Raw genomic sequence first — 25,073 nt, 5'->3', positions numbered from 1 at the left:
GGGTGCGGGGATGGTCGGCCGGGGGGTGGGGGTGGGGGCCGTACGCGAGGTGAGCGCAGCCCCGGCCCTCGCGGCAGCCCCGCCCGCTCGGGGCAGCCCCCGCCCTCCCAGGGGGGCGCCCCGACACCAGTCTTTCAGCTCCCGCCACCCACCCCGCCCCCATCCCGCGAATCTGTGGATAACTTCGCCGTTCCCGAAAAAGCTCTCACTCTTACAGGTGGCGGGCGTTCCCGGCCCGAAGCACGGACCGCCGGGATGTGCCACTGTGTCCTCAGCGCGAGGACCGGTGCCTCACTCAAGCACCAAGCACGATTGCTCCGTCAGCCTCCACCGCCTGCCGCATGCCGCACGCAGGAGGCGACGAGGGCACCGGTCTCACCCCGCCGCGGTTCCGCCTCCCCGGACCTGCGGCGGGCACGCCGCCCGAGGTTCGAGGCGGTGAGCCGCGCCACGTGCACGCAGCCAGGCGGTGGTCTCCTCCGGGGGCATCGCGGCCGAGACCAGCCAGCCCTGGACCGCGTCACAGCCGAGGTCTCGCAGCCTCTCCCACGTCTCGTCGTCCTCGACGCCCTCGGCGACGACGACGAGACCCAGGGAGTGGGCGAGATCCACGGTGCACCGCACGATCTCGGCATCCTCGGTGTCGATGGCGAGGCGGGCGACGAACGAGCGATCGATCTTCAGCTCGCTCACGGGGAGGCGGCGCAGGTGGACAAGGGAGGAGTAGCCCGTGCCGAAGTCGTCGAGGGACATCTTCACGCCGTGCCCGGTGAGGCCGGCGAGGGTGTCGGCCGCGCGCTGGGGATCTTCGAGGAGTACGTGCTCGGTGATCTCCAGCTGAAGGGCGCCCGGCGGGACGCCGTGCCGCGCGAGGCGTCCCGCGACGGCCCCCGCGAAGCCCGGGGTGTGGACGTCACGGGGAGAGACGTTCACCGCGACAGGGACGTAGAGCCCCTGCGCGCGCCACCGCGCGACCTGCGCGAGCGCGGTCTCAAGCACGTACTCCGTGAGGTACGGCATGAGACCGCTGCTCTCGGCGATGGCGATGAACTCGTCCGGAGGGACCTTCCCCCGCTCCGGGTGCACCCAGCGCACAAGCGCCTCCAGGCCGGCGACTTCGCCGTCGAAACGAACCTTCGGCTGGTAGTGCAGCTCGACATCGCCAGTGTCGAGCGCACGGCGCAGGTCACCGAGGAGGCCCAGCCGGTCGGGGGTGTTGGAGTCGCGCTTGGACTCGTACACCTCGACACCGCTGCGGTCCCGCTTGGCCTGGTACATCGCCACGTCGGCGCGGCGCAGCAGCCCTTCGGCGTCGAGCGCGTGGTCGGGGAAGACGGCGACTCCGGCGCTGGCCTCCAGGACGAGGGTCAGTCCGTCGAGGTCGAGGGGGGAGCCGAGATCGCCGACGAGGCGGCGGGCGAGGCGCTGCGCGGAGGTGGTCGAGTCGGCAGCAGGAAGGAGTATCGCGAACTCGTCCCCTCCGAGCCGGGCGGCCTCCGCCTCGCGGGGCAGGGAGACCCGCAGCCGTTCGGCGACCTGGAGAAGGAGGCGGTCGCCCGCGAGGTGGCCGAGGGTGTCGTTGACGGAGCGGAAACGATCGAGGTCGATCAGGAGCAGCGCGGTCCTGCCGCCCTCTCGTTCGGCGGCGTCGAGCGCGGTCCAGATGCGTTCGAGGAGCCACTGTCGGTTGGGCAGTCCCGTGAGGGGATCGCGCAGTTGCTCCTCGGCCCGGGCGTGCGCCATCCACAGCGAGGTGTCGAGAGCGTAGAGGGGAATGGCGAACAGGGGCAGCAGTACGGGCTGGTAGGCGGCGACGACGCAGATGAGGGGGGCGATACCGAGCAGAGCGACCGCGACGAGGAACTGCCGGTTCACCGCGGTACGGGTGGCGGTGGGCAGGCGCGGGACCCGGGGGGTGTGGAGCAGCCACAGCAGGACGCGTGTGACCAGCAGGTAGGCGAGGCCCGTGAGGAGGAGTTCGGGGACGGTGTAGAGGTCCCAGCGCTCGGGGCGCCAGGGCTGCTCGACGCTCGGCATGACTCCGCACGCGGCCAGGGCGAGGGCCCCGGCGACGGTGCCGAGGATGTCGACGGCACCGTGCAGGATGCCGCGTCGCCAGCGACGCCGGCGGGCCAGTCCGACGAGGACGACGACGGTGAGGCTCACGAGGACGGCGGGCAGCCAGCCGTACAGGAGCAGGACGGCGAGGGTGAGCGCGGCGCCCGAGCCCGTGCCGCCCCACCAGCGGTCCCTGCCGAGGGCGACGAGGTGCCCGACGATGAGGCCGGTGAGCACGGCGAGGGACCAGCCGTCGACACCGCCGGGGAAGAGCCCGTGCCGGGTGCCGAGGGCGCGGACGACCCCCGTGCCGAGGAGCGCGGCGGCGAGCGCCACGACGGCGGCGGGCAGCGCGGGCAGCACCCGCCCGGACGGCACCCCAGCCCGCTGAGGCAGCGCGCTGTCCCCGTACCCGCCCCCGGCACCGCCGCCCGTGACACTCGTGCGGGCGCCTCCGGGTATGCCCCCGTACGCAGCCGGCTCTCCGCCCTCCCCCCGGCTCGCCCGGGCCTTGGCCCCACGCGGGCCGCGCTTCGCCCGTGGCGTGACGGCCCCGCCCTCCCGCGTTTCGGCCCCGAGCCCGCCTTCACCGGGCCCGGTCCCCCGCGCCGCAGCCTCACGCCCACGCGCCGCGGCCTCAGACCCACGCCCACGCGCCGCGGCTTCGGGCCCGGACGCCACGGCCTCAGACCCGCGGGCCACGGCCTCGCGCCCACGTACCGCCGGTTCGGGCGCGCGCGGCTGCGACTCGGGCGCGTGCGCCGCTGTTTCGGCTCCGCGCGACGACGGCTCCGTCCCTCGGTCGTCCCCGGCGCCGGCGCCGAGTGCCTGGCTCGCCGGGCGCATCAGGGGGCCCGCGCTCGCGATGGACGAGGCGGGGCGGTGCGGGAGGGAGGGGCGGGGAGCGGGGGACTCGGGTGGGTCGGGGATCACGGTGGGGGTGGGGGGCTCGGGGTGTGGGGGCGGGGGGGTGCGCGTGGGGGGCAGGGGGCCCCGTCCGGCGAGCGCACGCAGTCTTCGCAGGGCTTGGCGCGTCCGCTGCCGCAGCCTGGAGACTGGGGCGACGCTCTCGGTCGGTTCCATTCCCGTCCCTCTCACCACCGGCGGTACCCGTACCCCGGCCCGAAGCCTTCGGTGCGGAGCCCTCGTTCCGGCCTCACGGGCGGAGACGGCGGGCGCGCCAGTCCACACTAGGCCGCGAAGGGCCTCCTGGGGCAGGCGTAGCACGGGGTTGCCCGAATGCGCCCCGGCCTTACGGATGCGTCTGGTATGTGCCGAAGGCGCGGACCGTCACCCGTGCTCCGAGGCGCACCGGCCACCCGGCGAGGCGCCGGTCAACCGCCCGTCGGGCACCGCCCGTTCCCGTACGAGCGGCCCCGCGCACACCCTACGAGCGCCCCGGCGCACGGCCCTTTCCGCGCCCCCGGCCCGCCCGTCCCACCCCGCCCCGCCGCCGCGCTCCGCCCCGCCGCGCGCCCGGGAACTCCCCCGCTCCTCCCCCGCCGACGGAGCGCACCCCGCCCCAGCGGCCGCCTACTCCTCCGGCTCCCCCTGCCCCTCCGCCTCCGTCTTCTCCTTCTGCTTCTTCTTCTCCTCGTTCTCCGCCGTCTCCTCCGCCGGCCTGACCGCCGCCTCGGTGGCCGCCTCTGGTCCCTCCTCCAGAAGGATCGCGAAACCGTTCTCCTCCAGGACAGGGACCTTCAGCGACAGCGCCTTGTCGTACTTGGAGCCGGGGTTGTCGCCGACCACGACGAACGAGGTCTTCTTCGAGACCGAGCCGGTCACTTTCGCGCCACGCGACTGGAGCGCTTCCTTCGCCGCGTCGCGGGTCCAGCGCTCCAGGGTGCCCGTGACGACGACGGTGAGTCCTTCGAGGGGGCGCGGGCCCGTGTCGGTCTCGGACTCGGCGGCCTCCATGCGGACGCCCGCCGCCTTCCACTTGCGGAGGATCTCGCGGTGCCACTCCTCCTCGTACCACTGCTTGAGCGAGGCGGCGATGGTCGGGCCCACGCCCTCGGTCTCGGCGAGTTCGCTCTCCTCGGCCGCGAAGATCCGGTCGATGGAGCGGAATTCGCGGGCGAGCGCCGCGGCGGCGACGGGGCCGACGTGGCGGATGGAGAGGCCCGTGAGGATCTGGGCGAGGGGGCGCTGCTTGGCGGCCTCGATGTTCTCCAGCATGGAGAGCGTGTTCTTCTTCGCGACGCCCTCCTTGTTGGCGAAGAAGGTGACGATCTTCTCCTCGCCGCTCGCCGGGTCGCGCTTGGGCAGTCCCGAGTCCTGGTCGAGGACGTACGAGCGGATCGGGAGCAGTTCCTCGGCGGTGAGGTCGAAGAGGTCGCCCTCGTCCCGTACGGGGGGTTCGCTCGGCTCCAACGGCTGGGTGAGGGCGGTGGCGGCGACGTACCCGAGGTGTTCGATGTCGAGGCTCTTGCGGCCCGCGAGGTAGAAGATCCGCTCGCGCAACTGGGCGGGACAGGAGCGCGCGTTGGGGCACCGCAGGTCGATGTCGCCCTCCTTCATCGCGCGCAGCGGCGTCCCGCACTCGGGGCACTCGGCCGGCATGACGAAGGCACGCTCGCTGCCGTCGCGCAGGTCGACGACGGGCCCGAGGATCTCGGGGATGACGTCGCCCGCCTTGCGGAGCACGACGGTGTCGCCGATGAGGACGCCCTTCGCCTTGACGACGTCCTGGTTGTGCAGTGTCGCGAACTCGACCTCGCTGCCCGCGACGACGATGGGCTCGACGACGGCGTACGGCGTGACACGCCCGGTACGGCCCACTCCCACCCGGATGTCGACGAGCTTGGTGTTGACCTCCTCGGGCGGGAACTTCCACGCGGTGGCCCAGCGCGGGGCGCGCGAGGTGGAGCCGAGGCGGCCCTGAAGCGGGATCTCGTCGAGCTTGACGACGACTCCGTCGATCTCGTGCTCGACGGAGTGCCGGTGCTCGCCGTAGTAGCGGATGAAGGAGCGCACGCCGTCGAGCGAGTCGACGACCTTGTTGTGCTTGGCGGTGGGCAGGCCCCACTCGTGGAGCAGGTCGTAGGCGTGCGAGAGGCGGTCGATCGTGAAGCCCTCGCGGGCGCCGATGCCGTGCACGACCATGTGGAGCGGGCGGGTCGCTGTGACCTTGGGGTCCTTCTGGCGGAGCGAACCGGCCGCCGCGTTGCGCGGGTTGGCGAAGGGCTTCTCGCCCGCGTCGACGAGGCGGGCGTTGAGCGCCTCGAAGTCCTCCATCGGGAAGTAGACCTCGCCGCGCACCTCGACAAGTTCCGGAACGCGGTCCCCCGCGAGCTGTTCGGGGATGTCCGCGATGGTGCGTACGTTGGGGGTGATGTCCTCGCCGACGCGGCCGTCGCCGCGCGTCGCCGCGCGCGTGAGCCGCCCGTTCTCGTAGGTGAGGTTGACGGCGAGACCGTCGACCTTCAGCTCGCACAGGTAGTGGTAGCCGGGCGCGCCGATCTCCTTGGCGAGCCGTTCGGCCCAGGCGGCGAGGCCCTCGTCGTCGAAGACGTTGTCGAGCGAGAGCATGCGTTCGCGGTGCTCGACGGAGGCGAAGGGCGTGAACTGCTGGTAGTCGCCCGCGACTTTCTGGGTGGGCGAGTCGGGCGTACGGAGCTGGGGGTGCTCCTCCTCCAGCGCGGTCAGCCGGCGCAGCAGCTCGTCGAACTGGGCGTCGCTGACGACGGGCTGGTCGTTGACGTAGTAGCGGTAGCGGTGCTCGTCGACCTCGCGGGCGATGCGGTCGTGCTCCTCGCGCACCTCGGCGGGCACGGCGGCCTCGGCCCCCGCGCCGCCGGTCTCCGCGTCGACGGGCCCTGCGCCCTCCGCCCCGGTGCTGTCCTGCGTCTTCTCGCCTGCCATCGTCCGTCCTCCCGTATCCCCGTGCCTGCCCGTGGTCACTTCGGTCCCGTCGCCCCGGTCGTCACTCCGGGTGGTCCGCGAGCGAGCGTGCGGCGCGGACGCAGTGCGCCATCGCGGCGCGGGCGTACGCGGGCGAGGCCCCCGCGAGCCCGCAGCTCGGCGTGATCACCACGGAACGCGGGAGAATCGCCGGTGAGAGCCCCATCCTGCGCCACAACGACCTGACCCCCATGACGCTACCGGCAGGGTCCGACAATGCCGTGTCGCTGCCGGGCACGACACCCGCGAAGAGTCGCGTCCCCGCCTCGACGGCCTCTCCGACCGCCTCGTCATCACGTTCGGTGAGCAGCGAGAAGTCGAAGGAGAGGGCGTCCGCCCCGGCCCTGCGCAGGAGCGCGAAGGGGACGTGCGGGGCGCAGGAGTGGACGACGGTGGGGCCCTCGGTGACGGCGAGGACGTCGCGCAGGGTCGATTCGACGAGCTGGCGGTCGGGGGCGCGGTGGGTGCGGTAGCCGCTGGCGGTGGGAACGGTGCCGGTGAGGACGGCGGTGAGCGAGGGTTCGTCGAGTTGGAGGACGACGGTGGCGGCGGGGACACGGCGGCGGACGTCGGCGAGGTGCGCGCGCAGTCCCTCGGTGAGCGAGGCGGCGAGGTCGCGTACGGCGCCGGGGTCGGAGAGGGCGGCCTCGCCGCCGCGCAGCTCCAGCGAGGCGGCGAGCGTCCACGGGCCCACGGCCTGCACCTTGACGAGCCCGTCGTGGCCCTGCGTGAACTCCTCCAGCGCGTCGAGGTCCTCGCCGAGCCAGGAACGCGCGCGCCGGGTGTCGCGTCCCGGCCGGTCGCTGACGCGCCAGCCGCTCGGTTCGAGGTGGGCCCAGATCTCGGCGAGGAGCCCTGTGGTGCGGCCGATCATGTCCGCGCCGGGGCCCCGCGCGGGCAGCTCGGCGAGGTACGGGAAGTCCTCGAAGGAGCCGGTCGCCGCGCGGGCGGCCTCGCGGGCGTCGGTTCCGGGCAGCGAGCCGATCGCGGTGGCGGGGGGCCAGGTGAGGGAGGGCGTTGGTGCGGTCACGCGGTAAGCGTAGGCGGGGCCGCGGGGTGCGGGTGTACGGGGCCGAGCGGCGTCCCGGTACGGTGCGCCCCGCGCGGGACGGCTCCGGCGCGAACCGGAGCGACGAGACGGCCGACCGCGGGCGAACCGGTTCGCACGGACGACAGACATCCCGCGAACCGGTTCCGGGGGCCCGGCGCTCCCTCTGCGGCCCGGCGGCCCCTCGGCGGCCTCCCGCGGACCGGTTCCGCCGTACCGCCGCTCCGCGCGAACCCGTTCCGCCATGACGCCGCCCCGCGCGAACCGGTTCCGCGCCCCGGCCGCCCGGACCCCGCGCCGGTTCAGCCGCCGGGCCGCACCATCAGGTCGGTCACCACCGCGTCCCTCGGCAGGTCGAGCGCCGTGAGGACGGTCGTGGCGACGGACTCCGGGTCCATCCACGCGGTGGCGTCGTACTCCTTGCCCTCCTGCCGGTGCACCTTCGCCTGCATGGGCGAGGTGGTGCGGCCGGGGTAGACGGTGGTGACGCGGACGCCGTTCTCCTTCTCCTCGCCGCGCAGGGAGTCGGCGAGGGCCTTGAGACCGTGCTTGGACGCGGCGTAGGCGGCCCACTGGGGGCTCGCGGAGAGCCCGGCGCCCGAGTTGACGAAGAGGACCTGGCCGCGCACGGTGCGCAGCTGCGGCAGGAAGAGGCGGGTCAGCTCGGCGGGGGCGAGGAGGTTGACGTCGATCTGCTGCCGCCAGGAGGGGAGGGACAGCTCGCCGACGGTGCCGAGGTCGACGACGCCGGCGATGTGGAGGAGCGCGTCGACCCGCTCGGGCAGGGTCTGGTGCGAGAAGGCCCAGGAGAGGCGGTCGGGTTCGGCGAGGTCGCCGACGAGGGTCCCGGCGCCGGGGAGGGCGGCGGCGAGTTCCTTCGCGCGGCCCGCGTCGCGGGCGAGGAGGACGAGGTCATCGCCTCGCGCGTGGAGGCGGCGGGCCACGGCGGCCCCGATTCCGGAGCCGGCCCCGGTGATCACGTACGTACTCATACGGCCATGATCGCACCGGGGCCCGCCCCGCCGACCGGGCCGCCCGCCCCGGGCCCGCGGCCGGTCACTCGGCCGTCGTCGTCACGCGCTCCAGGTAGTCCATCGCCGTCTCCGGGTCGTCCGTGAAGTACATGAGGTCGTTGACGGGGACGGGCAGGAAGCCCTCCGCCTGCATGCGCTCGAACTGGCGGCGCAGTCCGTCGTAGAACCCCTCGGTGTTGAGGACGACGACGGGCTTGCTGTGCATCCCGTGCTTCTTCATCTCCACGACTTCGGTGACCTCGTCGAGCGTGCCCGCACCGCCGACGAGGACGACGATCGCGTCGGAGCGGCCGAGGAGTTCGGCCTTGCGCTCGGCGAGGTCCTTCGTGACGAGCATCGTGTCGAGGCCCTTGCGCGCCTTGTGGGCGAGGAACTCGACAGAGACGCCGAGGAGTTCGCCCCCGCTCTCCGCGACGCCGTCCGCGACGACCTTCATGAGCCCCGTGTCCGAGCCGCCCCACACGAGCGTGTGGCCGCGACGGCCGATGAGTTCCGCGAAGGCGCGGGCGGGGCGGGTGTAGCGCTCGTCGAGATCGGCGGCGGACAGGAAGACGCAGATGTTCATGCCGCAACGGTACGGCGCGGGCGGCGCCCCGTCGCGCGCACCCCGGCCCGACACCCGCGGCGCCGCACCCCGGGAACAGACCCCGCGCCGGGGAAGCTGACACAGGACAGCAGGACCGAGCACCACGGGACTGACCACCGCAGGACGCACCACCACAGCACCGCAGCACCGCAGCACGCAGCACGCAGCACCACAGGACAGAGCAACGAGCCCGAGTGAAAGGACCCCGGTCATGGCCGGACACACGATCACGGTCGACCCCGGCACGGAGCACGTGCGGGTCGTGCATGACGGCGAACTCCTCGCCGAGAGCCGCCGCCCCCTCGTACTGCGCGAGACGGGCTGCCCCGTGCGGTACTACCTCCCGCCGGAGGACGTGCGCACCGCGCTGCTCGTCCCCTCCGACACGAGGACGCACTGCCCGTTCAAGGGCGACGCCTCGTACTGGTCGCTCCCCGACGCCCCCGACCTGGTCTGGGCGTACGAGGAGCCGAAGGCGGAGGTGGCGGCGATCAAGGGCCACTACTGCTTCTACGGGACGGAGGTCCTGGCGGACTGACCCGGCCCGCCCCGCGGCGGCGGCCGGGACCCCGTCCCGGCCGCCGTCAGCGCACCCCCGCGGTCGCCCCCGGCTTCCGCGTCGTCGCGATGGTCGCCGAGCCGACGACCCGGGTCCCGTCGTAGAGCACGACGGCCTGCCCGGGCGCGACGCCCCGCACCGGCGCGTCGAACTCGACCCGCAGTTCCTCGCCCGCCAGCTCCGCGCGCACCTCGCACTCGCCGCCGTGGGCGCGCAACTGCGCGGTGTAGCGGCCCGCCGTGAGCGGCGCCGTGCCGCACCAGCGGGGGCGTACGGCGGTGAGCGAGGCGACGTCGAGCGACTCGCGCGGACCCACGGTGACCGTGTTGTCCACGGGCGAGATGTCGAGCACGTAGCGCGGCTTGCCGTCCGCGGCCGGGTGGCCGATGCGCAGGCCCTTGCGCTGGCCGATGGTGAACCCGTACGCGCCCTGGTGCGTGCCGACGCGCGTACCGCTCTCGTCGACGATGTCGCCCTCCGCCGTGCCGAGGCGCGAGGCGAGGAAGCCCTGGGTGTCGCCGTCGGCGATGAAGCAGATGTCGTGGCTGTCGGGCTTCTTGGCGACGGCGAGGCCGCGCCGTTCGGCCTCGGCGCGGATCTCGTCCTTGGTCGTCTCGGTGTCGCCGAGCGGGAACATGGCGTGCGCGAGCTGGCGGTCGTCGAGTACGCCGAGCACGTACGACTGGTCCTTGGCCATGTCGCTCGCGCGGTGCAGCTCGCGGGTGCCGTCGGGGTGGGTCAGGACGCGCGCGTAGTGGCCCGTGCAGACGGCGTCGAAGCCGAGGGCGAGCGCCTTGTCGAGGAGCGCGGCGAACTTGATCTTCTCGTTGCAGCGCAGGCAGGGGTTCGGGGTCCGGCCGGCCTCGTACTCCGCGACGAAGTCGTCGACGACGTCCTCGCGGAAGCGTTCGGCGAGGTCCCAGACGTAGAAGGGGATACCGATGACGTCGGCGGCGCGGCGGGCGTCGCGCGAGTCCTCGATGGTGCAGCAGCCGCGGGCGCCGGTGCGGAAGGACTGCGGGTTGGCGGAGAGCGCGAGGTGCACTCCGGTCACGTCGTGCCCCGCCTCGGCGGCGCGGGCGGCGGCGACGGCGGAGTCGACGCCGCCGGACATCGCGGCGAGCACCTTGAGAGGGCGCGGGGAGGTCTCAGTCATAGCCCCTCCAGAGTACGTGCCGTGCGGGGCGCGGTTCGCGCGGGTTTTCGCGAGCCCCCAGGGGCGGGGAACACCGTCCCGCGTACGACCGTTGGAAGCTGCATGGAAGGAACACCGGGTCGCGGACACGGGCCCCGCCTGCCGGACGGCGGCGGGCGGCTCGGCAGGCGTGCGCTGCTCGTCGGCGGCGCGGCTGCGGCCGTGGGCGCGGGGGTGCTCGCGCGCGACGAGCTGCGGCACCTGTGGTGGCGTGCGCCGGGGGTCGAGCGGTCGCGCGTGGCGGGGGCCGTGGACCAGCCGGGCGTGGAGTGGGTCGCGGCGTCGGAGGCGAACTGGCGGCGCGCCGACCGGCCGGGGGACTACGGCGTGGACCGCGTCGTGATCCATGTCGTGCAGGGCAGCTACCCGGTGGCGCTCAAGGTCTTCAAGGACCCGGCGCACGGCGCGGCGGCGCACTACGTCGTGCGCAAGGACGGTCACATCGCGCAGACGATCCGCGAGCTGGACGTCGCGTACCACGCGGGCAACAGGAGCTTCAACGAGCGCAGCATCGGCATCGAGCACGAGGGCTGGGTGGACCGCCCGCAGGACTTCACCGACGCGATGCTGCGCGCCTCGGCCCGCCTGACGGCCTCGATCTGCGCGCGCTACGACTTCCCGCCCGACCGCGAGCACATCATCGGCCACGTCGAGGTCCCGGGCTCGGACCACACCGACCCGGGCACGTTCTGGCCGTGGGACACGTACATGCGCCTGGTGCGCCGGGCGCGCACGGAGGTGGAGGGGACGAAGGCGGCGGCCCGGAGGGTCTGAGAGAGCGGTGGTTCCCGGCGGGGGCCGGTACGGGGCCTGCGCGGCAGCACGGGGCCTGCGCGGCAGCACGGGGCCTGCGCGGCGGTACGGGGCGGGGCGCCCGGCCTGGTGCGCGGGCCTGCCGCCGTGGGCGGAGCCGCGGGCCGAGCGGGTCCGCGGGTCCGCTCGGCGGAAGGCGGGGAAGGCGGTCGCGGAACGAAGGCCCCGGATACGCTCCCCGCATGATCGCCACCTTGCAGACCCAGGTGCTCAACTGCCCCGAGCCGCACGACCTGGCCGCCTTCTACGCGCGGCTGCTCGGCGGCGAGGTGGACAGGCCCGATCCCCGCTGGGTCCCCGACGCGGACTCGGCGACACTGCACCTGCCGGGCGGGGCGGTCCTCTCCTTCCAGCGCGATCCCCACTTCCGCGCCCCCACCTGGCCGGACCCCGCCGTCCCGCTCCAGAGCCACCTGGACCTCGGCGTGTCCGATCTCGACGCGGCGGAGCGGATCGCCCTGGCCGCGGGCGCCCGCCGCCTGCCCACCGCGCCCGCGGTCAAGGGCTGGCGCGTCTACGCGGACCCGGCGGGTCACGTCTTCTGCCTGGTGCACGAGAGCGCGTGACGCGCGGGCCCGTCCGGCGCCCGTCGCGGCGCGGGCGCGGGCGGCAGGGAGCCTGCGGGGCGGGGCTCGGCCTCAGCTCGGCCCGGCCGTGCGGCGGGGCTCCGCCTCAGCTCAGCCCGGCCGTGCGGGCGCGTGCCACGACGGGGCCTATCGCCTCGGCGACCGCGTCGATGTCGGCCTCGGTGGTCGTGTGGCCGAGCGAGAAGCGGAGGGTGCCGCGGGCGAGGTCGGGGTCGGAGCCCGTGGCGAGCAGGACGTGGCTGGGCTGCGCGATCCCTGCGGTGCACGCGGAGCCCGTCGAGCACTCGATGCCCTGCGCGTCGAGCAGCAGGAGGAGCGAGTCGCCCTCGCAGCCGGGGAAGGAGAAGTGCGCGTTCGCGGGGAGCCTGTGGACCGGGTCGCCGCCGAGCACCGCGTCGGGCACGGCGTCCCGTACCGCCGTGACGAGCCGGTCGCGCAGCGCGCCGATCTCGCGGGCGAACTCCTCCTGACGTGCGGCGGCGATCCGGCCGGCGACGGCGAAGGAGGCGATGGCGGGCACGTCGAGCGTCCCTGAGCGCACGTGCCGCTCCTGGCCGCCGCCGTGCAGTACGGGCACGGGGGTCAGGGCGCGGCTCAACAGCAGCGCGCCGATGCCGTAGGGGCCGCCGATCTTGTGGCCGCTCACGGTCGCGGCCGCGAGCCCCGAAGCGGCGAAGTCGAGGGGGATCTGCCCGAAGGCCTGGACCGCGTCGGCGTGCAGCGGGACGCCGTACTCGGCGGCGACCGCGGCGAGTTCGGCGACGGGCTGGATCGTGCCGATCTCGTTGTTGGCCCACATGACCGTGGCGAGCGCGACCGAGTCGGGCTCGCGCGCGATCGCCTCGCGCAGCGCCTCGGGTGCGACGCGCCCGTAGCCGTCGACGGGCAGGTACTCGACGCGGGCGCCCTCGTGGGTGCCGAGCCAGTCGACGGCGTCGAGCACCGCGTGGTGCTCGACGGGGCTGGCGAGGACGCGGTCGCGGCGCGGGTCCTCGGCGCGGCGGGCCCAGTACAGGCCCTTGACGGCGAGGTTGTCGGCCTCGGTGCCGCCCGCGGTGAGGACGACCTCGCTGGGGCGGGCGCCGAGCGCGTCGGCGAGCGTCTCGCGGGACTCCTCGACGACGCGGCGGGCGCGGCGGCCCGAGGCGTGCAGCGAGGAGGCGTTGCCGACGGCGGTGAGCTGGGCGTTCAGCGCCTCGACGGCCTCGGGGAGCATCGGGGTCGTCGCTGCGTGATCGAGGTAGGCCATCATGGTGGCTTCGATTCTACGAGCCGTACGGGGCCCCTCGGGCCGCGCCCGCCGCGCCGCCGCTCACATGCTCCAGGAGAGCGTCGCGTCCGCGGCCGCGAGGGCGAAGAAGACGACGAGGTCGGCGATCCCGAGGCCGAGGCCGAGCAGGGCCCGCCCGCGCCGCGTGGTCCCCCGCCACAGCGCGAGACCCGCGAGGACGAGCGCGACGGGGCCGAGGACGACATTGAGCACGAGGAGACCGAGGAGCCCGAGCACGAAGGCGGCGACGGCCATGCCGTCGGCGTCGCGGGTGCGCGCGGAGGACCGCGGGGCGGGCTGCGGGGCAGGCTGCGCGGCGGGCTCGGGGCGCCGGGGACGCGCGACGCGCGCGAGGCGTACGGGGTGCACGGTGTGGTGGGGGCGGCTTTCCGGGGCGAGGAGCTTCATGGGTACCTCCAGGTGGTGGCTCGGCGTGCGCGGGGACTCAGCGGTGTGCCGCCCCGTGGGCGCGGTGGCGTTCCCGTACCGCGAAGACCACGAGCCAGGCGCCGATCGCGGCTGCCACGAGGAGCGAGGCGGCGACCGGGAGATGGGCGACGGCGCCGAGCAGGACGCCGAGCAGAAGCAGGGCCGCGACGAGGAAGAGCATCCGAACCTCCTTAAGGGCCGGTGAACATCTGTAAGTACAAGTGTTCACTGACTGCCCAGTCTACACATCCGGGCGCTTGGGAATTCCGGCGAACAGTTGTTGACTGGATGGCATGGATCACACCGACGCCCCCGCACCCGTCGGCCCCGCGCCCCTCGGCCCCGCACGCACCGACGAGGCGCCCGCGCCGCACAGCAGGGCCGCACAGAAGGAACGCACGCGCAGGGCCCTCCTGGACGCCGCGCTCGGCCTCCTCGCCGAGCAGAGCCTCAGCGGCCTCGGGCTGCGCGAGGTGACACGCGCGGCCGGGATCGCGCCGACCGCCTTCTACCGGCACTTCCGCGACATCCCTGATCTCGGCGTCGCCCTCGTCGACGAGACCCTCGGCAGCCTCCACCAGGTCGTGCGCGCACTGCTCGCGGCCGGGGCGAGCGCCGAGGACCGCATCGCCGACGCCGTCGCCCTCATCGCCGCCCACGTGCGCGCGTACCCGGCGCACGTGCGCTTCATCGCGCGCGAGCGGCACGGCGGCGTACGGGCGGTGCGCGAGGCGACCGACCGGGAGCTGCGCAACTTCTCGTACGAGGTGGCCGAGGGGCTCGCCGCGCAGCCGGAGTCGACCGGCTGGACCGTCGGCGACATCCAGATGCTCGCCGAGCTGTACGTGGATCTGCTCCTGCTCACCGCGACCTCGCTCCTGGAGACGGAGCCCGGCACGGAGGCGGAGCGCGCGGTACTCACGGGCGCGGAGCGCAAGCTCCGGGTGGTGGCACTGGGGCGGCGCCACTGGCGCGAAGACCGCCAGGACCGCCAGGACCGCCAGGACCGCCAGAACGGCGGCCTGACCCCTTGACCTCATTGACCTCAAGTCCGGTTGAGGTCGCAGACTGTGCCGTATGCCACGCTTCTCCGCACTCCTCGTCCCAGGCGCCGGCACCGTTCTCTTCAGCGAATGGCGCACCGGCACCATCGCGCGCGCCCGCGCCGCCGCCGACGCGCTCCTGGCGGAGTGGCGGGCGAGCCCGCCGGTCCCCGCCCGCCTCGCGCAGGACGTCTTCCTCGCGGACGACGGCTCGGGGCTGCTCTTCCTCGCCCAGTGGACGAGCGATGAGGCGCACCTCGCGTGGGCACGAGCCCACCGCGCGACGACCGTGAGCCGGGTGGACACGCGCGTTCCCGGCATCGAGCGCCCCGGCCTCAACAGGACCCGGCCCCCGCGCGCCACGGTGTACGACGCCGAGCGGCCCGCCGAGGTGTTCGCGCTGGCCGTGGGGCCCGCGGAGACGACCGGGCGGCCCGCCCCCGCTCCCGGGCTCCTCGGCGCGCACGTCCACCTGACGCGCGACGGCGCGCGCGCCTTCGTCGTCACCGAGTGGGCGGACGCCGCCTCCCACGCCGCCTCCCACGCGGCGAGCGGCGGGGCGGCCGGGAGGCGGTTCACGCCGTACGGCAGCCACCGCTGAGAGCGCTCAGCCGGGCACCGGCGTGTCGAGGAGCTGAGCGGCGAGTTCCTCGACGCGCTGGTGCCAGGCGGCCTGCGCGGCGGCGACGGCGGGTTCCGGGAGCGGGGGGCAGGAGTGGCTGAGCAGGAGCCGGGCGCCGTGCCCCGTACCCGGCAGGAGTTCCCAACGGGTGCGGCCGAGGGGGCTCCAGGCGTATTCGAGCAGGCGCGGGGGGCACAACTCGGTGATCTCGCCCGCCGGGGTGCCGACCGTGCCGAAGCCGTCGGGCGCGCGCTCGCCGCGGCGGGGGCGCGCGCCGCGCGTGAGCAGGGACCAGACCTCGTCGACGGGACGGACCAGCTGGCGCTCCAGGCGGATCGTCAGGCTCTCGGGGCCCTCGTCGACCGTCGAGTCCGCGAGGCCGAGGAGGCCGACGTACACCTCGTGGAGCGCCCCTTCCGCGTCGCCCGCGTGGTCGGGTTCCTCGCCGTCGAGCACCTGGGCGAGCGCGGTGAGGCACGTGTGCCATCCCGCCGCGTAGCTCGCGGCGCCCCTGTGGTCGTCGAAGACGTGGCGCAGGCCCAGCAGACAGGGCGCGGTGTCCGCGTCGGCCGCTCCTGCCGCGCGGTCGGGGCGCAGCGACCAGTGCAGTTCGTGCTCGGCCCACGTGTAGCCGAGTGACCACGGCGGTACGGCGCGCAGCACCTCGCCGCCGCCGGTCGCCGCGCCCGGGAGGCGGAAGCGGACGGGGCTCGAAGGGCGGGGGCGCAGTTGGACCTCGGCCGGCATCCAGCGGGCGGTGAGGGCGGCCTCGGTGAGGGCGGCCCAGACGCGGCGCGCGGGGTGCGGGAGGCGACGGCGCAGGGTCAGGACCGATCTGCCGTGCTCGTCGCGCGTGAGGGTGTCGGCACGCGGCTGCATACGGGACTCCCGGGGCCGGTGGCGTCTGCGGAGGGCCGTTCCCGGCCGCTCGCGGCAACCGTACGAGAGTGGGGGGCGGGGCGCGCGGGGGGTCGGGCCGTACGGGGCCCGGGCGCCCCCCGCGCGGGCGGGAGCCTCAGCCCGGCTGGACGACCCGGGCGAGCTGGCGGGACTGGGCCACGAGGCGGTCCGCGCTGTCCCAGACCTCGGCGTCCTCCTCCAGGAAGCCGTGCGCCAGGTTGCGCGTGGTGATGGCGACGCGGAGCGGGCCTGGGGCGGGGCGGTGGCGGACGTGGACGGTGAGTTCGACGGTGGGCATCCAGCCCATGAGGCCGAGGTCGAAGGCGGTGGGCGGCAGCGCGTCCACGGCGAGCAGGAGCGAGAGCGGGTCCGCGTCGCGGCCGTCGGCGAGGCCGAACCAGGCACGCGCCTCGCCCTTGCCGGACGGCTGGCCGACCGCCCAGCCGATCGTGGCCGGGTCGAGCTTGAGGAGCAGGCGCTCCGTGATCGCGTTCGAGCCCGGTACGACCTTGCCCTCGGGGGCGTCCGAGGTCCCGAGGCACTGCTCGACGGGCGGCAGCACGGGGGGCTTCGCGCTGGTGCGCACCTCCGGGTCGAGGGCGTCGAGGTCCCCGTACGAGGCGAGGACGCGCAGCCGCTCGACGGGGGCGCCCTGCGCGTCGTACTGCACCAGCGAGGCCTGCCCGGTGGAGAGGGTGCGCCCGGTGCGGACCGTCTCGGTGCGGATCTCGGCGGGCCCGGGGCGCGAGGCGGTGAGGTAGTGCGCCGTGATGGAGAAGGGGTCGCTGTGCGGGAGTTCTTCGCCGAGCGCGCGCCCGACGAGGGCGAGGAGGTAGCCGCCGTTGACGGCGTTGATGATGGTCCAGCCCTCGGAGAGGGTCGCGTCGAAGACGCCGGGACCACGCCGGCTCACGGCCGTGTCGCGGTCGAACTCGCTGTTCCCGATGCTCGCCGGGGCGGTTGCCTGTGCCATGCGCAGAGCCTAACGGCAGAATGCTACTGAGCGGTAGCTTTTCCTGGTGCGGGGAGCGTGGTCCCGCTCACGCGACGGGCGGCCCCGTGCCCGTACCTTCCACGGGCCAGGGCGGCCCCGTGCCCGTGCCTCCCACGGGCCAGGGCGGCCCCGGGCCCGTACCGGCCCTCATTCCTCGACCTCCACCGCGGCGCTGCGCCGGTTCCAGGCGCGGGGCGCGCGCCAGTCGTAGCGCAGCGCGAGCATCCGGACGACGAAGGCCGTGAGGATCGCGCCCGCCGTGGAGAAGGCGTTGAGGACGTCGAAGCGGATGCACAGCGCCGTGATCGCCGCGCCCGCCATCGCGGGCACGGCGTACAGCGAACGGTCCCAGCGCAGCAGCGAGGGCACGTCGTTGGCGAGGACGTCGCGCAGCAGGCCGCCGCCGACCGCCGTCGCGAGGCCGAGCACGGCGGAGGAGACGTAGCCGAGCCCGTAGCTGAACGCCTTGACCGTGCCCGTCGCGCAGAAGAGCCCGAGCCCGGCCGCGTCGAAGAGCGCGATGCCCCCGTTGATCCGCTCCACCTGCGGGTGGAGGAAGAAGACCAGGAGCGCGGCGAGGAGCGGCATCCCGAAGTAGCCGAGGTCCTGGAAGGCGGCGGGCGGGACCGCGCCGATGACGAGATCGCGCAGCACGCCGCCGCCGATCGCGGTCACCTCGGCGAGAACGACGATGCCGAAGACGTCGAAGTTCTTGCGGACCGCGAGCAGCGCCCCCGAGATGGCGAAGACGAAGATGCCGACGAGGTCGAGGGTGTGCTGCACGCCCGGCGAGAAGAGTTCATGGACCACCCGGACATTCTGCCGGGTGGTCCACGGCTCACTTCTCTTCCGGACCGGCCTCGTCGGGCGCGGCGGCGTCGGGCGCGGCGTCGGCGGCATCCGCCGCGGGCGCGGACTCGGCCTTGGCCTCGGCCTCGGCCTCGGGAGCAGCGGGCTCGGCCTCGGGAGCGGGCTCGGCCTTCGCCTCGGGGACGGCCTTGGCTTCGGGAGCCTCGGGAGCGTCCTCCGCCTCCGCCTCCGCCTCCGCCTTCGCCTCGGTCAGGGTCACCGTTCCGCCCTGTTCCCCGAGTGGCGCGTCGCCCGGGAGCTGGTCCGGGCCGTGCTCCGGGTGGTGGCAGGCGACCTTCTGGCCCGTGCCGAGCTGGATGAGCGGGGGCTCGATGGTGGCGCAGGAGGCGGTGGCCTTCCAGCAGCGCGTGTGGAAGCGGCAGCCGGAGGGGGGCGCGATCGGTGAGGGCACGTCGCCGTGCAGGAGCCGCCTGTTGGCGTGCCCCTTGCGGCGCGGGTCGGGGACCGGCACGGCCGACAGGAGCGCCGAGGTGTACGGGTGCCCGGGCGTCTCGTAGAGCGTCTTGCGGTCCGCCAGCTCCACGATCTTGCCGAGGTACATGACCGCGATCCGGTCCGAGACGTGCCGGATGACCGAGAGGTCGTGGGCGATGATCACGTACGTGAGGCCCAGCTCGTCCTGGAGGTCGTCGAGGAGGTTGACGACCTGCGCCTGGATCGAGACGTCGAGCGCGGAGACCGGCTCGTCGGCGACGACGAGCTTCGGCTTGAGGGCGAGCGCGCGGGCGATGCCGATGCGCTGCCGCTGGCCGCCGGAGAACTCGTGCGGGTAGCGGTTGTAGTGCTCCGGGTTGAGGCCCACGCGTTCGAGGAGAGCCTGTACCTCGGCCTTGACCCCGCCCTCGGGCTTGACGCCCTGGAGCCGGAAGGGCGCCCCGACGATCGTGCCGATCGTGTGCCGCGGATTGAGCGAGGAGTACGGGTCCTGGAAGATCATCTGGACATCGCGGCGCATCTTGCGCATCGCGCCCGCCGACAGGTGCGTGATGTCCCTGCCCTCGAACTCGACGCTGCCGCCGGTGGGTTCGAGGAGTCGTGTGATGAGCCTGCCCATCGTGGACTTGCCGCAGCCGGACTCGCCGACGACGCCGAGCGTCTCGCCCGCGCGGACCTCGAAGGAGAGGCCGTCGACGGCGCGCACCGCGCCGACCTGTCGCTTGAAGAGGCCCTTGCGGATGGGGAAGTGCTTCTGGAGGCCCTCGACCCGCAGCAGCGTGTCCCCCGCGGCGACCTGCTGCGCCGCTTCCTCGGTCTTCGCCCCCGCGGCGGCACCGGGCGCGGTGTCCTGCGTGCTCTGCTTGCTCTGCGCGGGAATCCCCGCGCCCTTGGGGTCGTCGCTCACAGCTTCGGCGCAATCTCTTCGGTCCAGATCCGCTCGCGCTGCTCCTTGCTGAGGTGGCAGGCGGCCCAGTGGGCGTCGCCGACCTGGGCCAGCTCGGGCCGTACGGTGCGGGTCAGGTTGTCCTTGGGGAGGTCCGCGTACGGGCAGCGCGGGTTGAAGGCGCAGCCGTCGGGGATGTTGATGAGCGAGGGCGGGGAGCCCTTCACGGGGATGAGCCGCTCGGTCTCCTCGCGGTCGATGCGCGGCATCGAGCCGAGCAGGCCCCACGTGTAGGGGTGGCGGGGCGCGTAGAAGACCTCGTCCACGGGCCCGCGTTCCACGCAGCGGCCGCCGTACATGACCAGGATGTCGTCGGAGAGTTCGGCGACGACGCCGAGGTCGTGCGTGATGACGATGACGGCGGAGCCGAATTCCTTCTGGAGATCGCGGATGAGGTCGAGGATCTGGGCCTGGACCGTCACGTCGAGCGCGGTGGTCGGCTCGTCGGCGATGAGGAGTTCGGGATTGTTGACCAGCGCCATCGCGATCATGACGCGCTGGCGCATACCGCCGGAGAACTCGTGGGCGTAGGAGTCGACGCGCTTGTCGGGCTGCGGGATGCCGACGCGGTCGAGCATCTCGATCGCCCGCTTGCGCGCGGTCTTCTTGTCCACCTTGTGGTGGATGCGGTACGCCTCGATGATCTGCTTGCCGACCGTGTAGTACGGGTGCAGCGAGGACAGCGGGTCCTGGAAGATCATCGCCATGTCGCGGCCGCGCAGGGCCCGGACCCTGTCGGGGTCCGCGGTGAGCAGTTCCTCGCCGTCGAGCCAGATCTCGCCGGAGATGCGGGGCTTGCGCTTGCCGTACTGGCCGGTCGTGTGCAGGCCCATGATGCCGAGCGAGGTGACCGACTTGCCGGAGCCGGACTCGCCGACGATGCCGAGCGTCTTGCCCTTCTCCAGCGTGAAGCTGAGCCCGTCGACGGACTTGACGAGCCCGTCGTCGGTGGGGAACTGGACGCGCAGGTCACGGACTTCGAGGAAGGCGCGGGGTGCGACGCCGCTCTGTGCGGCGGTGACCTCGCCGGTGCCGGGCTGTGTGGTGCCGGCGGACTGGGTCGTCATGCGAGCCTCACTCGGGGGTCGATCGCGGCGTACAGGAGATCCACCAGAAGGTTGGCGAGGATGACGGCGAGCGAGGTGATGAGCACGACGCCGGTGATGACCGGGAGGTCGCGCTCGTTGATCGCCTTGAGCACGGCCTGGCCGAGTCCGGGGAGGCTGTAGGTGGTCTCGGTGAGGATGGCGCCACCGATCATGGCGCCGAGGTCCATGCCGAGCATGGTGAGGATCGGGGTCATCGTGGAGCGCATCGCGTGCTTGCCGATGACCTTCGTCTCCTTGAGGCCCTTGGCGCGCGCGGTGCGGATGTAGTCCTCGCCCAGCACGTCGAGCATCGTGGCCCGGGTTATTCGGGCGTACATCGCCGCGTAGAGGAAGGCGAGGGTGACCCAGGGCAGGATCAGCCCGCTGGCCCAGCCCGTGACGCTCTCCTCGATGGGCACGTACTTGGGGTCGAACCAGCCGAGGCCGAAGTGGAAGATCGCGGCGGCGAGCATACCGGTGAAGTAGATGGGCAGCGAGACGCCGGAGAGAGCGATGAGCATCGCGCCGCGGTCCCAGACGGAGCCGCGCTTGAGAGCCGAGAGGACACCGGCCGCGACACCGAAGACGACCCACAGCACGGCGCCGCCGACGGCGAGCGAGACGGTGACCGGCAGCCGGTCGGTGAGCTGCGGCCAGATGGCCTGCTCGCTGCGGAAGGAGTATCCGAAGCAGGGGGCCGCGCAGTGCGTCACCTCGCCACCGCCGGAGTAGGTGCGGCCGGCGACGATGCCTTTGAAGAAGTCCCAGATCTGGACGAAGATCGGCTGGTCGAGTTGCAGCTTCTCCCGGACGGCGTCGAGCGCCGCCTGGTCGGACTGCTTGCCCACGTACATCGTCGCGGGGTCGACTCCGGTCCACTTCGGTATGAGGAAGAAGATGCCGAAGACCACCAACATGATGACCACCAGCATCACGATGACGGCGAACAGCCGCCTGATGAGGTATGCGAGCACTGCTTCCGGCCCGGCCGCGGTCCGCGGGCCACCGGGAGGTCGTCCCGGTGGCCCGCGGTCACGCCGTCGTGGCCTTCACCTGCCTTTCGTGCAGTACGGCGGGTGTGCCGACGGTCGTGGTGTTACTTGACGCCGAGGTTGACGAAGTCGTACATGCCCGAGTAGCCGTTCGTGCTGTAGACGTTGGCCAGCCGCGAGGAGCGGAAGTTGATGAACTTCTCGAAGACGAAGGGCAGGTAGTAACCGCCCTCCATGACCTTGTGGTTGAGGTCGGTCGCGAGCTGTTCCTTCTTCGCCTTGTCCAGCTCGTTGTTGAACTTGTCGAAGTCGGCGTTGATCGCCTTGTCGTCGATCAGCGCGTAGTTGTTGTTGCCGTTGTCCAGCGTGAAGCGCGAGTCCCACAGCGGCTGGCCGTAACCGGCGACCGACGGGAAGTCGGGGCCCCAACCCATGATGATGATGCCGTAGTTCTTGGAGTTGACGACCTTCGGGTTACCGATGATGCCCGCGGTCTGCGCGCCGTCGTACTGGTCGATCTCGGTCTGGATGCCGATCTTCTTCAGCGAGGCCTGGAGCGAGGTGGCGGTGGCGACCTCGACCGGCTTGTTGTTGCGCACCGCGATGGTGGTCTTGAAACCGTTCGGCTTGCCGCAGGCCTTCAGCTCTTCCTTGGCCTTGGCGGTGTTCGGCGCGCCGTCGTTGGCGGCCATGCCGTACGGGTCGTACTTCTGGCCCTCGGCGCCGGGAACGGCGGGCGGCAGCATGTTGGTGCCGATGTCGCCACCGGCCTGCGGGCCGCCACGCGCCGTCTGGAGCGACTTGTGGTCGGCGCCGTAGAGGACCGCCTTGCGGCAGTGGATGTTGTCGAAGGGCTTCACGCTCTGCGGGAACACCGCGTAACGGATGTACCCCGAGACGGGGTTGTCGATGTTGTCCTTGTGCTCCTTGAGGGCCTTGGCGCGGCCCTGCGGGGAGAGACCCGTCTGGTTCAGGTCGAGGTCGAACTCACCGTTGAGCAGACGGTTGTCCATGTCGTCCGCGTTGGTGAAGAACGTGATCGTGATCTTGTCGGGGAGCGCCTTGCGGATCGGGTCCGAGGCCTGCTTCCACTCGGTGTTGCGCACGAGCGTGAGCGACTTGGCGGGCTTGTACGACTCGAACTTGTACGGGCCCGAGGAGAAGGGGTGCAGCCCGTACTTGGACTTCGTGTCCTTGTCCTGGCGCACCGGCGAGGACGACGTCATCGCGAGCATTTCCTCGAAGTCGGAGTTCCGCTTCGGGAGCTTGAAGACGATGGTCTGGTCGTCCGGCGTCTGGATGGCCTTCAGGCCCGCCTTGGACGTGTCCTTGTACGGGCCCTTGTACTTGCCGTCCGGGTCGAGCACGTTCTTGATGTAGACGGGGCCGCCGGAGAGGACGTCCTGCGCCCACTGGCGCTCGATGCCGTACTTGACGTCCTGCGAGGTGATCGGCTTGCCGTCCTCCCACGTGACACCCTCGCGCAGGTGGTACGTGTAGGTCTTGCCGTCCGCGGAGATCTCGGCCTTGTCCTTGGCGAGGTCGGGGACCACCTCGGCACCCTTGGCACCGGGCTCGGTCGCGTTGGTCACCAGCTGGCGGCTGTAGTAGCGCATGAAGTTCCACGCCATGCCGTAGTAACCACGCGTGGTGTCCCAGGAGTCGGCGTCCTGCACGGACGCGAACTTCAGGGTGCCGCCCTTCTTGGTGGACGGGTTGGCGACCTTGTTGTTGGCCGCGTCGAAACCGGCCGCCTTGGCGCCACTGCCACTGCCACCGCTGCCGTTGCCGTCGTCGGAGTCGCCTCCGCCGCAGGCGGCGACGGACAGCAGCGCCGCGATCGCCGCGGTCGCCGCGAGGGCCTGCTTGCGCCGCCCGGTCGAGTGGGTCTTCACGATCTGGGTTCCTCCGTGTCGTTGACGCCCCGCGGGCGCGGGAGTCGTGGATTGGGCGATTAGCGGGAGCCCCGGGGGTCCAGCGCGTCCCGCACGCCGTCGCCGAGGAGATTGAAGGAGAGGACGGTCACGAAGATCGCCACACCGGGCACGACCATGTACATCGGGTCGGTCTCGTAGTAACTCAGCGCGCTGGAGAGCATCTGCCCCCAGGAGGACGACGGCGGCTTCACGCCGACCCCGAGGAAGCTCAGCGCGGCCTCGTTGAGGATGTTCGTGGGGATCATCATCGTCGTGTAGACGATGATCGGCGCCACGAGATTGGGCATCAGTTCCTTGAAGATGATGTGGCTCTTGCCCGCGCCGAGGCTCGTCGCCGCCTCGACGTACTCCCGTTCGCGCAGGCTCAGGGTCTGCGCGCGCACGACGCGGCCGACGTTGGGCCAGCCGAAGAAGCCGATGACGAGGATCATCACGAAGACGCGGACGCTCGTCCCGGACATCCCCAGCATGTCGTTGGGCATCACCGAGACCAGCGCGATGATGAAGAGCAGCTGCGGGAAGGAGAGCAGCGCGTCCATCACACGGCTGATGACCGCGTCGACCCAACCGCCGAAGTAGCCGGCGAGTACACCGAGGACGGTGCCGAGCGCGACGGCGACGAGGGCCGAGAGGAAGCCGACGAGGAGCGAGATCCGCGCGCCGTAGAGGATGCGCGCGAAGATGTCACGCCCGTTGACGGGTTCGACACCGAGCCAGTGCTCGCCGCTGGCCCCGCCGAAGGAGCCCTTGGGTGTCGAGAACAGCGGGTCGATGAGGTTCTCGTGGTACGAGTCCGGGTCCTGCCCGTAGAGGTGGGCGAGGAGCGGCGCGAAGATCGCCACGAGGACCAGTACGGCGACGATCACCCCGCCCGACAGGGCGAGTTTGTCGCGCTTCAGACGCTCCCAGGCGATTCTGCCGAGAGAACGGCCCTGCACTTTCTCCTTGGGCATGCCGGCCTTGAGATCGGCGGCTGAGGGTGCCATCTCCGCCGGCTCATGCAGTGGTGCCGTCATCGTGCCAGCGACCCCTCTCAACCGGCGGTGGCCGGCCCACACTTGCCGCCCGAAGCGGCCTGTCGAACTGTCGTACGCGGGAACGGTCCGTCCCTGAGCACGGAAGTCTTCATCCCGCCCGCACACGGCGGCCAGACCCTCCGGCCAAAGGTTGCGCAACCGTGATCCGTATTCGGTTTCACCGTTATCCGCAAAGCGGTCAACGCAACCCGAACAGACGGGAGTTACTTCGTTCGATGACGGCAAAGCGCACGCATGCACCACCTGCGCCAATATGGGATATCGACACGGAATAGCCCCAGCGCACCCGCCAACTCGTCCACATGGTGGACAAGTTGGGGGTGGAGTCCGTCAAGTGGGCTGGAGAAAGGCGGCACATGGGGTACGGGGGGCATGTGGGGCACGGCTCATAGGGGGTGCGGGGGTGTTGCGGGGGCGAGTGGGGGTGAGTGGGGCGGGTGGGGGCGGGTGGGGCATGTGGGGCGAGAGGGGGTGGGAGGGGGTGGGAGGGGCAAGAAGGGGTGGATGTGCGTATGACTACCTGGGGAGGGCATTACCGTCTCGGCGGCGTAATTCCATCTTGGGGGCGTAGCCCGCCTCGGGGCGCAATACCGCCACGGGGGTGCATTACCACCTCGGGGTGATTTCGGGGATGCCCTGTGGATAAGGGGCCGTCATGCGGAAATCGCCTCACTCGGAGGAGTGAGGCGATTGATGGGAAGTGCGGAGTTGTCCACAGATTTTGGTG

General features: G+C 72.4%; 22 protein-coding genes. 5 read left to right on the top strand and 17 right to left on the bottom strand.

The features are described 5' to 3' along the window. Positions 1 to 375 precede the first annotated feature (375 nt). The 5 genes from ACQYWQ_RS22475 to ACQYWQ_RS22455 form a co-directional block, all read right to left on the bottom strand. Positions 376 to 2,436 carry a putative bifunctional diguanylate cyclase/phosphodiesterase gene (locus ACQYWQ_RS22475; RefSeq protein WP_431036988.1) on the bottom strand — a complete coding sequence of 687 codons (2,061 nt, stop codon included), beginning with the start codon at positions 2,434 to 2,436 and terminating at the stop codon, positions 376 to 378. A 1,155-nt stretch (positions 2,437 to 3,591) separates the two neighbouring features. After that, positions 3,592 to 5,922, bottom strand: coding sequence for an NAD-dependent DNA ligase LigA (ligA, locus tag ACQYWQ_RS22470; protein ID WP_431036986.1), 2,331 nt, complete (start codon positions 5,920 to 5,922; stop codon positions 3,592 to 3,594). Positions 5,923 to 5,983: 61 nt separating this feature from the next. Next, positions 5,984 to 6,991: a methionine synthase gene (locus ACQYWQ_RS22465; protein ID WP_431036984.1), complete on the bottom strand. Its 1,008-nt coding sequence runs from the start codon at positions 6,989 to 6,991 to the stop codon at positions 5,984 to 5,986. A 320-nt stretch (positions 6,992 to 7,311) separates the two neighbouring features. Further along, a complete protein-coding gene (locus ACQYWQ_RS22460; protein WP_431036982.1) occupies positions 7,312 to 8,001 on the bottom strand; it encodes an SDR family oxidoreductase in 690 nt (229 codons plus the stop codon). Positions 8,002 to 8,065: 64 nt separating this feature from the next. Then, positions 8,066 to 8,608, bottom strand: a complete 543-nt coding sequence (locus ACQYWQ_RS22455; protein WP_431036980.1) for a TIGR00730 family Rossman fold protein — start codon at positions 8,606 to 8,608, stop codon at positions 8,066 to 8,068. A 232-nt stretch (positions 8,609 to 8,840) separates the two neighbouring features. On the opposite strand from ACQYWQ_RS22455, the gene ACQYWQ_RS22450 reads away from it, so the two are divergent. Further along, positions 8,841 to 9,167 (top strand): DUF427 domain-containing protein, encoded by a 327-nt coding sequence (locus tag ACQYWQ_RS22450; protein ID WP_431036978.1) that lies wholly within the window; start codon positions 8,841 to 8,843, stop codon positions 9,165 to 9,167. A gap of 46 nt (positions 9,168 to 9,213) precedes the next feature. Here ACQYWQ_RS22450 and mnmA read toward each other — a convergent pair whose 3' ends face one another. Continuing rightward, positions 9,214 to 10,344, bottom strand: coding sequence for a tRNA 2-thiouridine(34) synthase MnmA (gene mnmA, locus ACQYWQ_RS22445; RefSeq protein ID WP_431036976.1), 1,131 nt, complete (start codon positions 10,342 to 10,344; stop codon positions 9,214 to 9,216). 102 nt (positions 10,345 to 10,446) lie between these two features. Here mnmA and ACQYWQ_RS22440 point away from each other — a divergent pair, with 102 nt between their 5' ends. Both ACQYWQ_RS22440 and ACQYWQ_RS22435 read left to right on the top strand, forming a co-directional pair. Then, positions 10,447 to 11,157, top strand: a complete 711-nt coding sequence (locus tag ACQYWQ_RS22440) for an N-acetylmuramoyl-L-alanine amidase (protein ID WP_431036974.1) — start codon at positions 10,447 to 10,449, stop codon at positions 11,155 to 11,157. 221 nt (positions 11,158 to 11,378) lie between these two features. Then, the gene (locus ACQYWQ_RS22435) at positions 11,379 to 11,762 is read left to right on the top strand and encodes a VOC family protein (protein ID WP_431036972.1); all 384 of its coding nucleotides are present in this window, start codon (positions 11,379 to 11,381) and stop codon (positions 11,760 to 11,762) included. 106 nt (positions 11,763 to 11,868) lie between these two features. On the opposite strand, the gene ACQYWQ_RS22430 is transcribed toward ACQYWQ_RS22435, so the two are convergent. The 3 genes from ACQYWQ_RS22430 to ACQYWQ_RS22420 all read right to left on the bottom strand — a co-directional run bounded on the left by ACQYWQ_RS22430 (position 11,869) and on the right by ACQYWQ_RS22420 (position 13,663). Next, positions 11,869 to 13,032, bottom strand: a complete 1,164-nt coding sequence (locus tag ACQYWQ_RS22430; RefSeq protein ID WP_431039297.1) for a cysteine desulfurase family protein — start codon at positions 13,030 to 13,032, stop codon at positions 11,869 to 11,871. A gap of 63 nt (positions 13,033 to 13,095) precedes the next feature. Beyond that, positions 13,096 to 13,308 (bottom strand): DUF4190 domain-containing protein, encoded by a 213-nt coding sequence (locus ACQYWQ_RS22425; RefSeq protein WP_431039296.1) that lies wholly within the window; start codon positions 13,306 to 13,308, stop codon positions 13,096 to 13,098. A 190-nt stretch (positions 13,309 to 13,498) separates the two neighbouring features. Continuing rightward, positions 13,499 to 13,663, bottom strand: a complete 165-nt coding sequence (locus ACQYWQ_RS22420) for a hypothetical protein (RefSeq protein WP_431036970.1) — start codon at positions 13,661 to 13,663, stop codon at positions 13,499 to 13,501. Between the two features lie 112 nt (positions 13,664 to 13,775). Between ACQYWQ_RS22420 and ACQYWQ_RS22415 the strand changes: the two genes are divergently transcribed. After that, positions 13,776 to 14,516, top strand: a complete 741-nt coding sequence (locus tag ACQYWQ_RS22415) for a TetR family transcriptional regulator (protein ID WP_431036968.1) — start codon at positions 13,776 to 13,778, stop codon at positions 14,514 to 14,516. 43 nt (positions 14,517 to 14,559) lie between these two features. Continuing rightward, positions 14,560 to 15,126 carry an antibiotic biosynthesis monooxygenase gene (locus ACQYWQ_RS22410; RefSeq protein ID WP_431036966.1) on the top strand — a complete coding sequence of 189 codons (567 nt, stop codon included), beginning with the start codon at positions 14,560 to 14,562 and terminating at the stop codon, positions 15,124 to 15,126. Between the two features lie 6 nt (positions 15,127 to 15,132). Here ACQYWQ_RS22410 and ACQYWQ_RS22405 read toward each other — a convergent pair whose 3' ends face one another. From ACQYWQ_RS22405 to ACQYWQ_RS22370, 8 genes are all read right to left on the bottom strand, one after another. Further along, positions 15,133 to 16,026, bottom strand: coding sequence for an SRPBCC domain-containing protein (locus ACQYWQ_RS22405; RefSeq protein WP_431036964.1), 894 nt, complete (start codon positions 16,024 to 16,026; stop codon positions 15,133 to 15,135). A 136-nt stretch (positions 16,027 to 16,162) separates the two neighbouring features. Continuing rightward, entirely contained in the window at positions 16,163 to 17,020 is an 858-nt protein-coding gene (locus tag ACQYWQ_RS22400) for a thioesterase family protein (RefSeq protein WP_431036961.1), read from the bottom strand. A 168-nt stretch (positions 17,021 to 17,188) separates the two neighbouring features. Beyond that, the gene (locus tag ACQYWQ_RS22395) at positions 17,189 to 17,851 is read right to left on the bottom strand and encodes a trimeric intracellular cation channel family protein (RefSeq protein ID WP_431036959.1); all 663 of its coding nucleotides are present in this window, start codon (positions 17,849 to 17,851) and stop codon (positions 17,189 to 17,191) included. A 28-nt stretch (positions 17,852 to 17,879) separates the two neighbouring features. Beyond that, complete coding sequence (locus ACQYWQ_RS22390) at positions 17,880 to 19,253, bottom strand: ABC transporter ATP-binding protein (RefSeq protein ID WP_431036957.1); 1,374 nt, start codon at positions 19,251 to 19,253, stop codon at positions 17,880 to 17,882. Then, a complete protein-coding gene (locus tag ACQYWQ_RS22385; protein WP_431036955.1) occupies positions 19,250 to 20,359 on the bottom strand; it encodes an ABC transporter ATP-binding protein in 1,110 nt (369 codons plus the stop codon). The genes ACQYWQ_RS22390 and ACQYWQ_RS22385 overlap by 4 nt, the downstream gene beginning before the upstream one ends. Then, complete coding sequence (locus ACQYWQ_RS22380) at positions 20,356 to 21,354, bottom strand: ABC transporter permease (RefSeq protein ID WP_431036953.1); 999 nt, start codon at positions 21,352 to 21,354, stop codon at positions 20,356 to 20,358. The genes ACQYWQ_RS22385 and ACQYWQ_RS22380 overlap by 4 nt, the downstream gene beginning before the upstream one ends. Positions 21,355 to 21,476: 122 nt before the next feature. Then, positions 21,477 to 23,267 (bottom strand): ABC transporter substrate-binding protein, encoded by a 1,791-nt coding sequence (locus tag ACQYWQ_RS22375; RefSeq protein WP_431036951.1) that lies wholly within the window; start codon positions 23,265 to 23,267, stop codon positions 21,477 to 21,479. Positions 23,268 to 23,326: 59 nt separating this feature from the next. Then, complete coding sequence (locus ACQYWQ_RS22370; protein WP_431036948.1) at positions 23,327 to 24,325, bottom strand: ABC transporter permease; 999 nt, start codon at positions 24,323 to 24,325, stop codon at positions 23,327 to 23,329. Positions 24,326 to 25,073 lie beyond the last annotated feature (748 nt).

Origin of the sequence: Streptomyces sp. P6-2-1, assembly GCF_050613165.1 — a bacterium.
Taxonomy (GTDB): Bacteria; Actinomycetota; Actinomycetes; order Streptomycetales; family Streptomycetaceae; genus Streptomyces.
The sequence above is the reverse complement of the archived record's forward strand: the minus strand, read 5'-3'. Positions and strand labels throughout refer to the sequence as shown.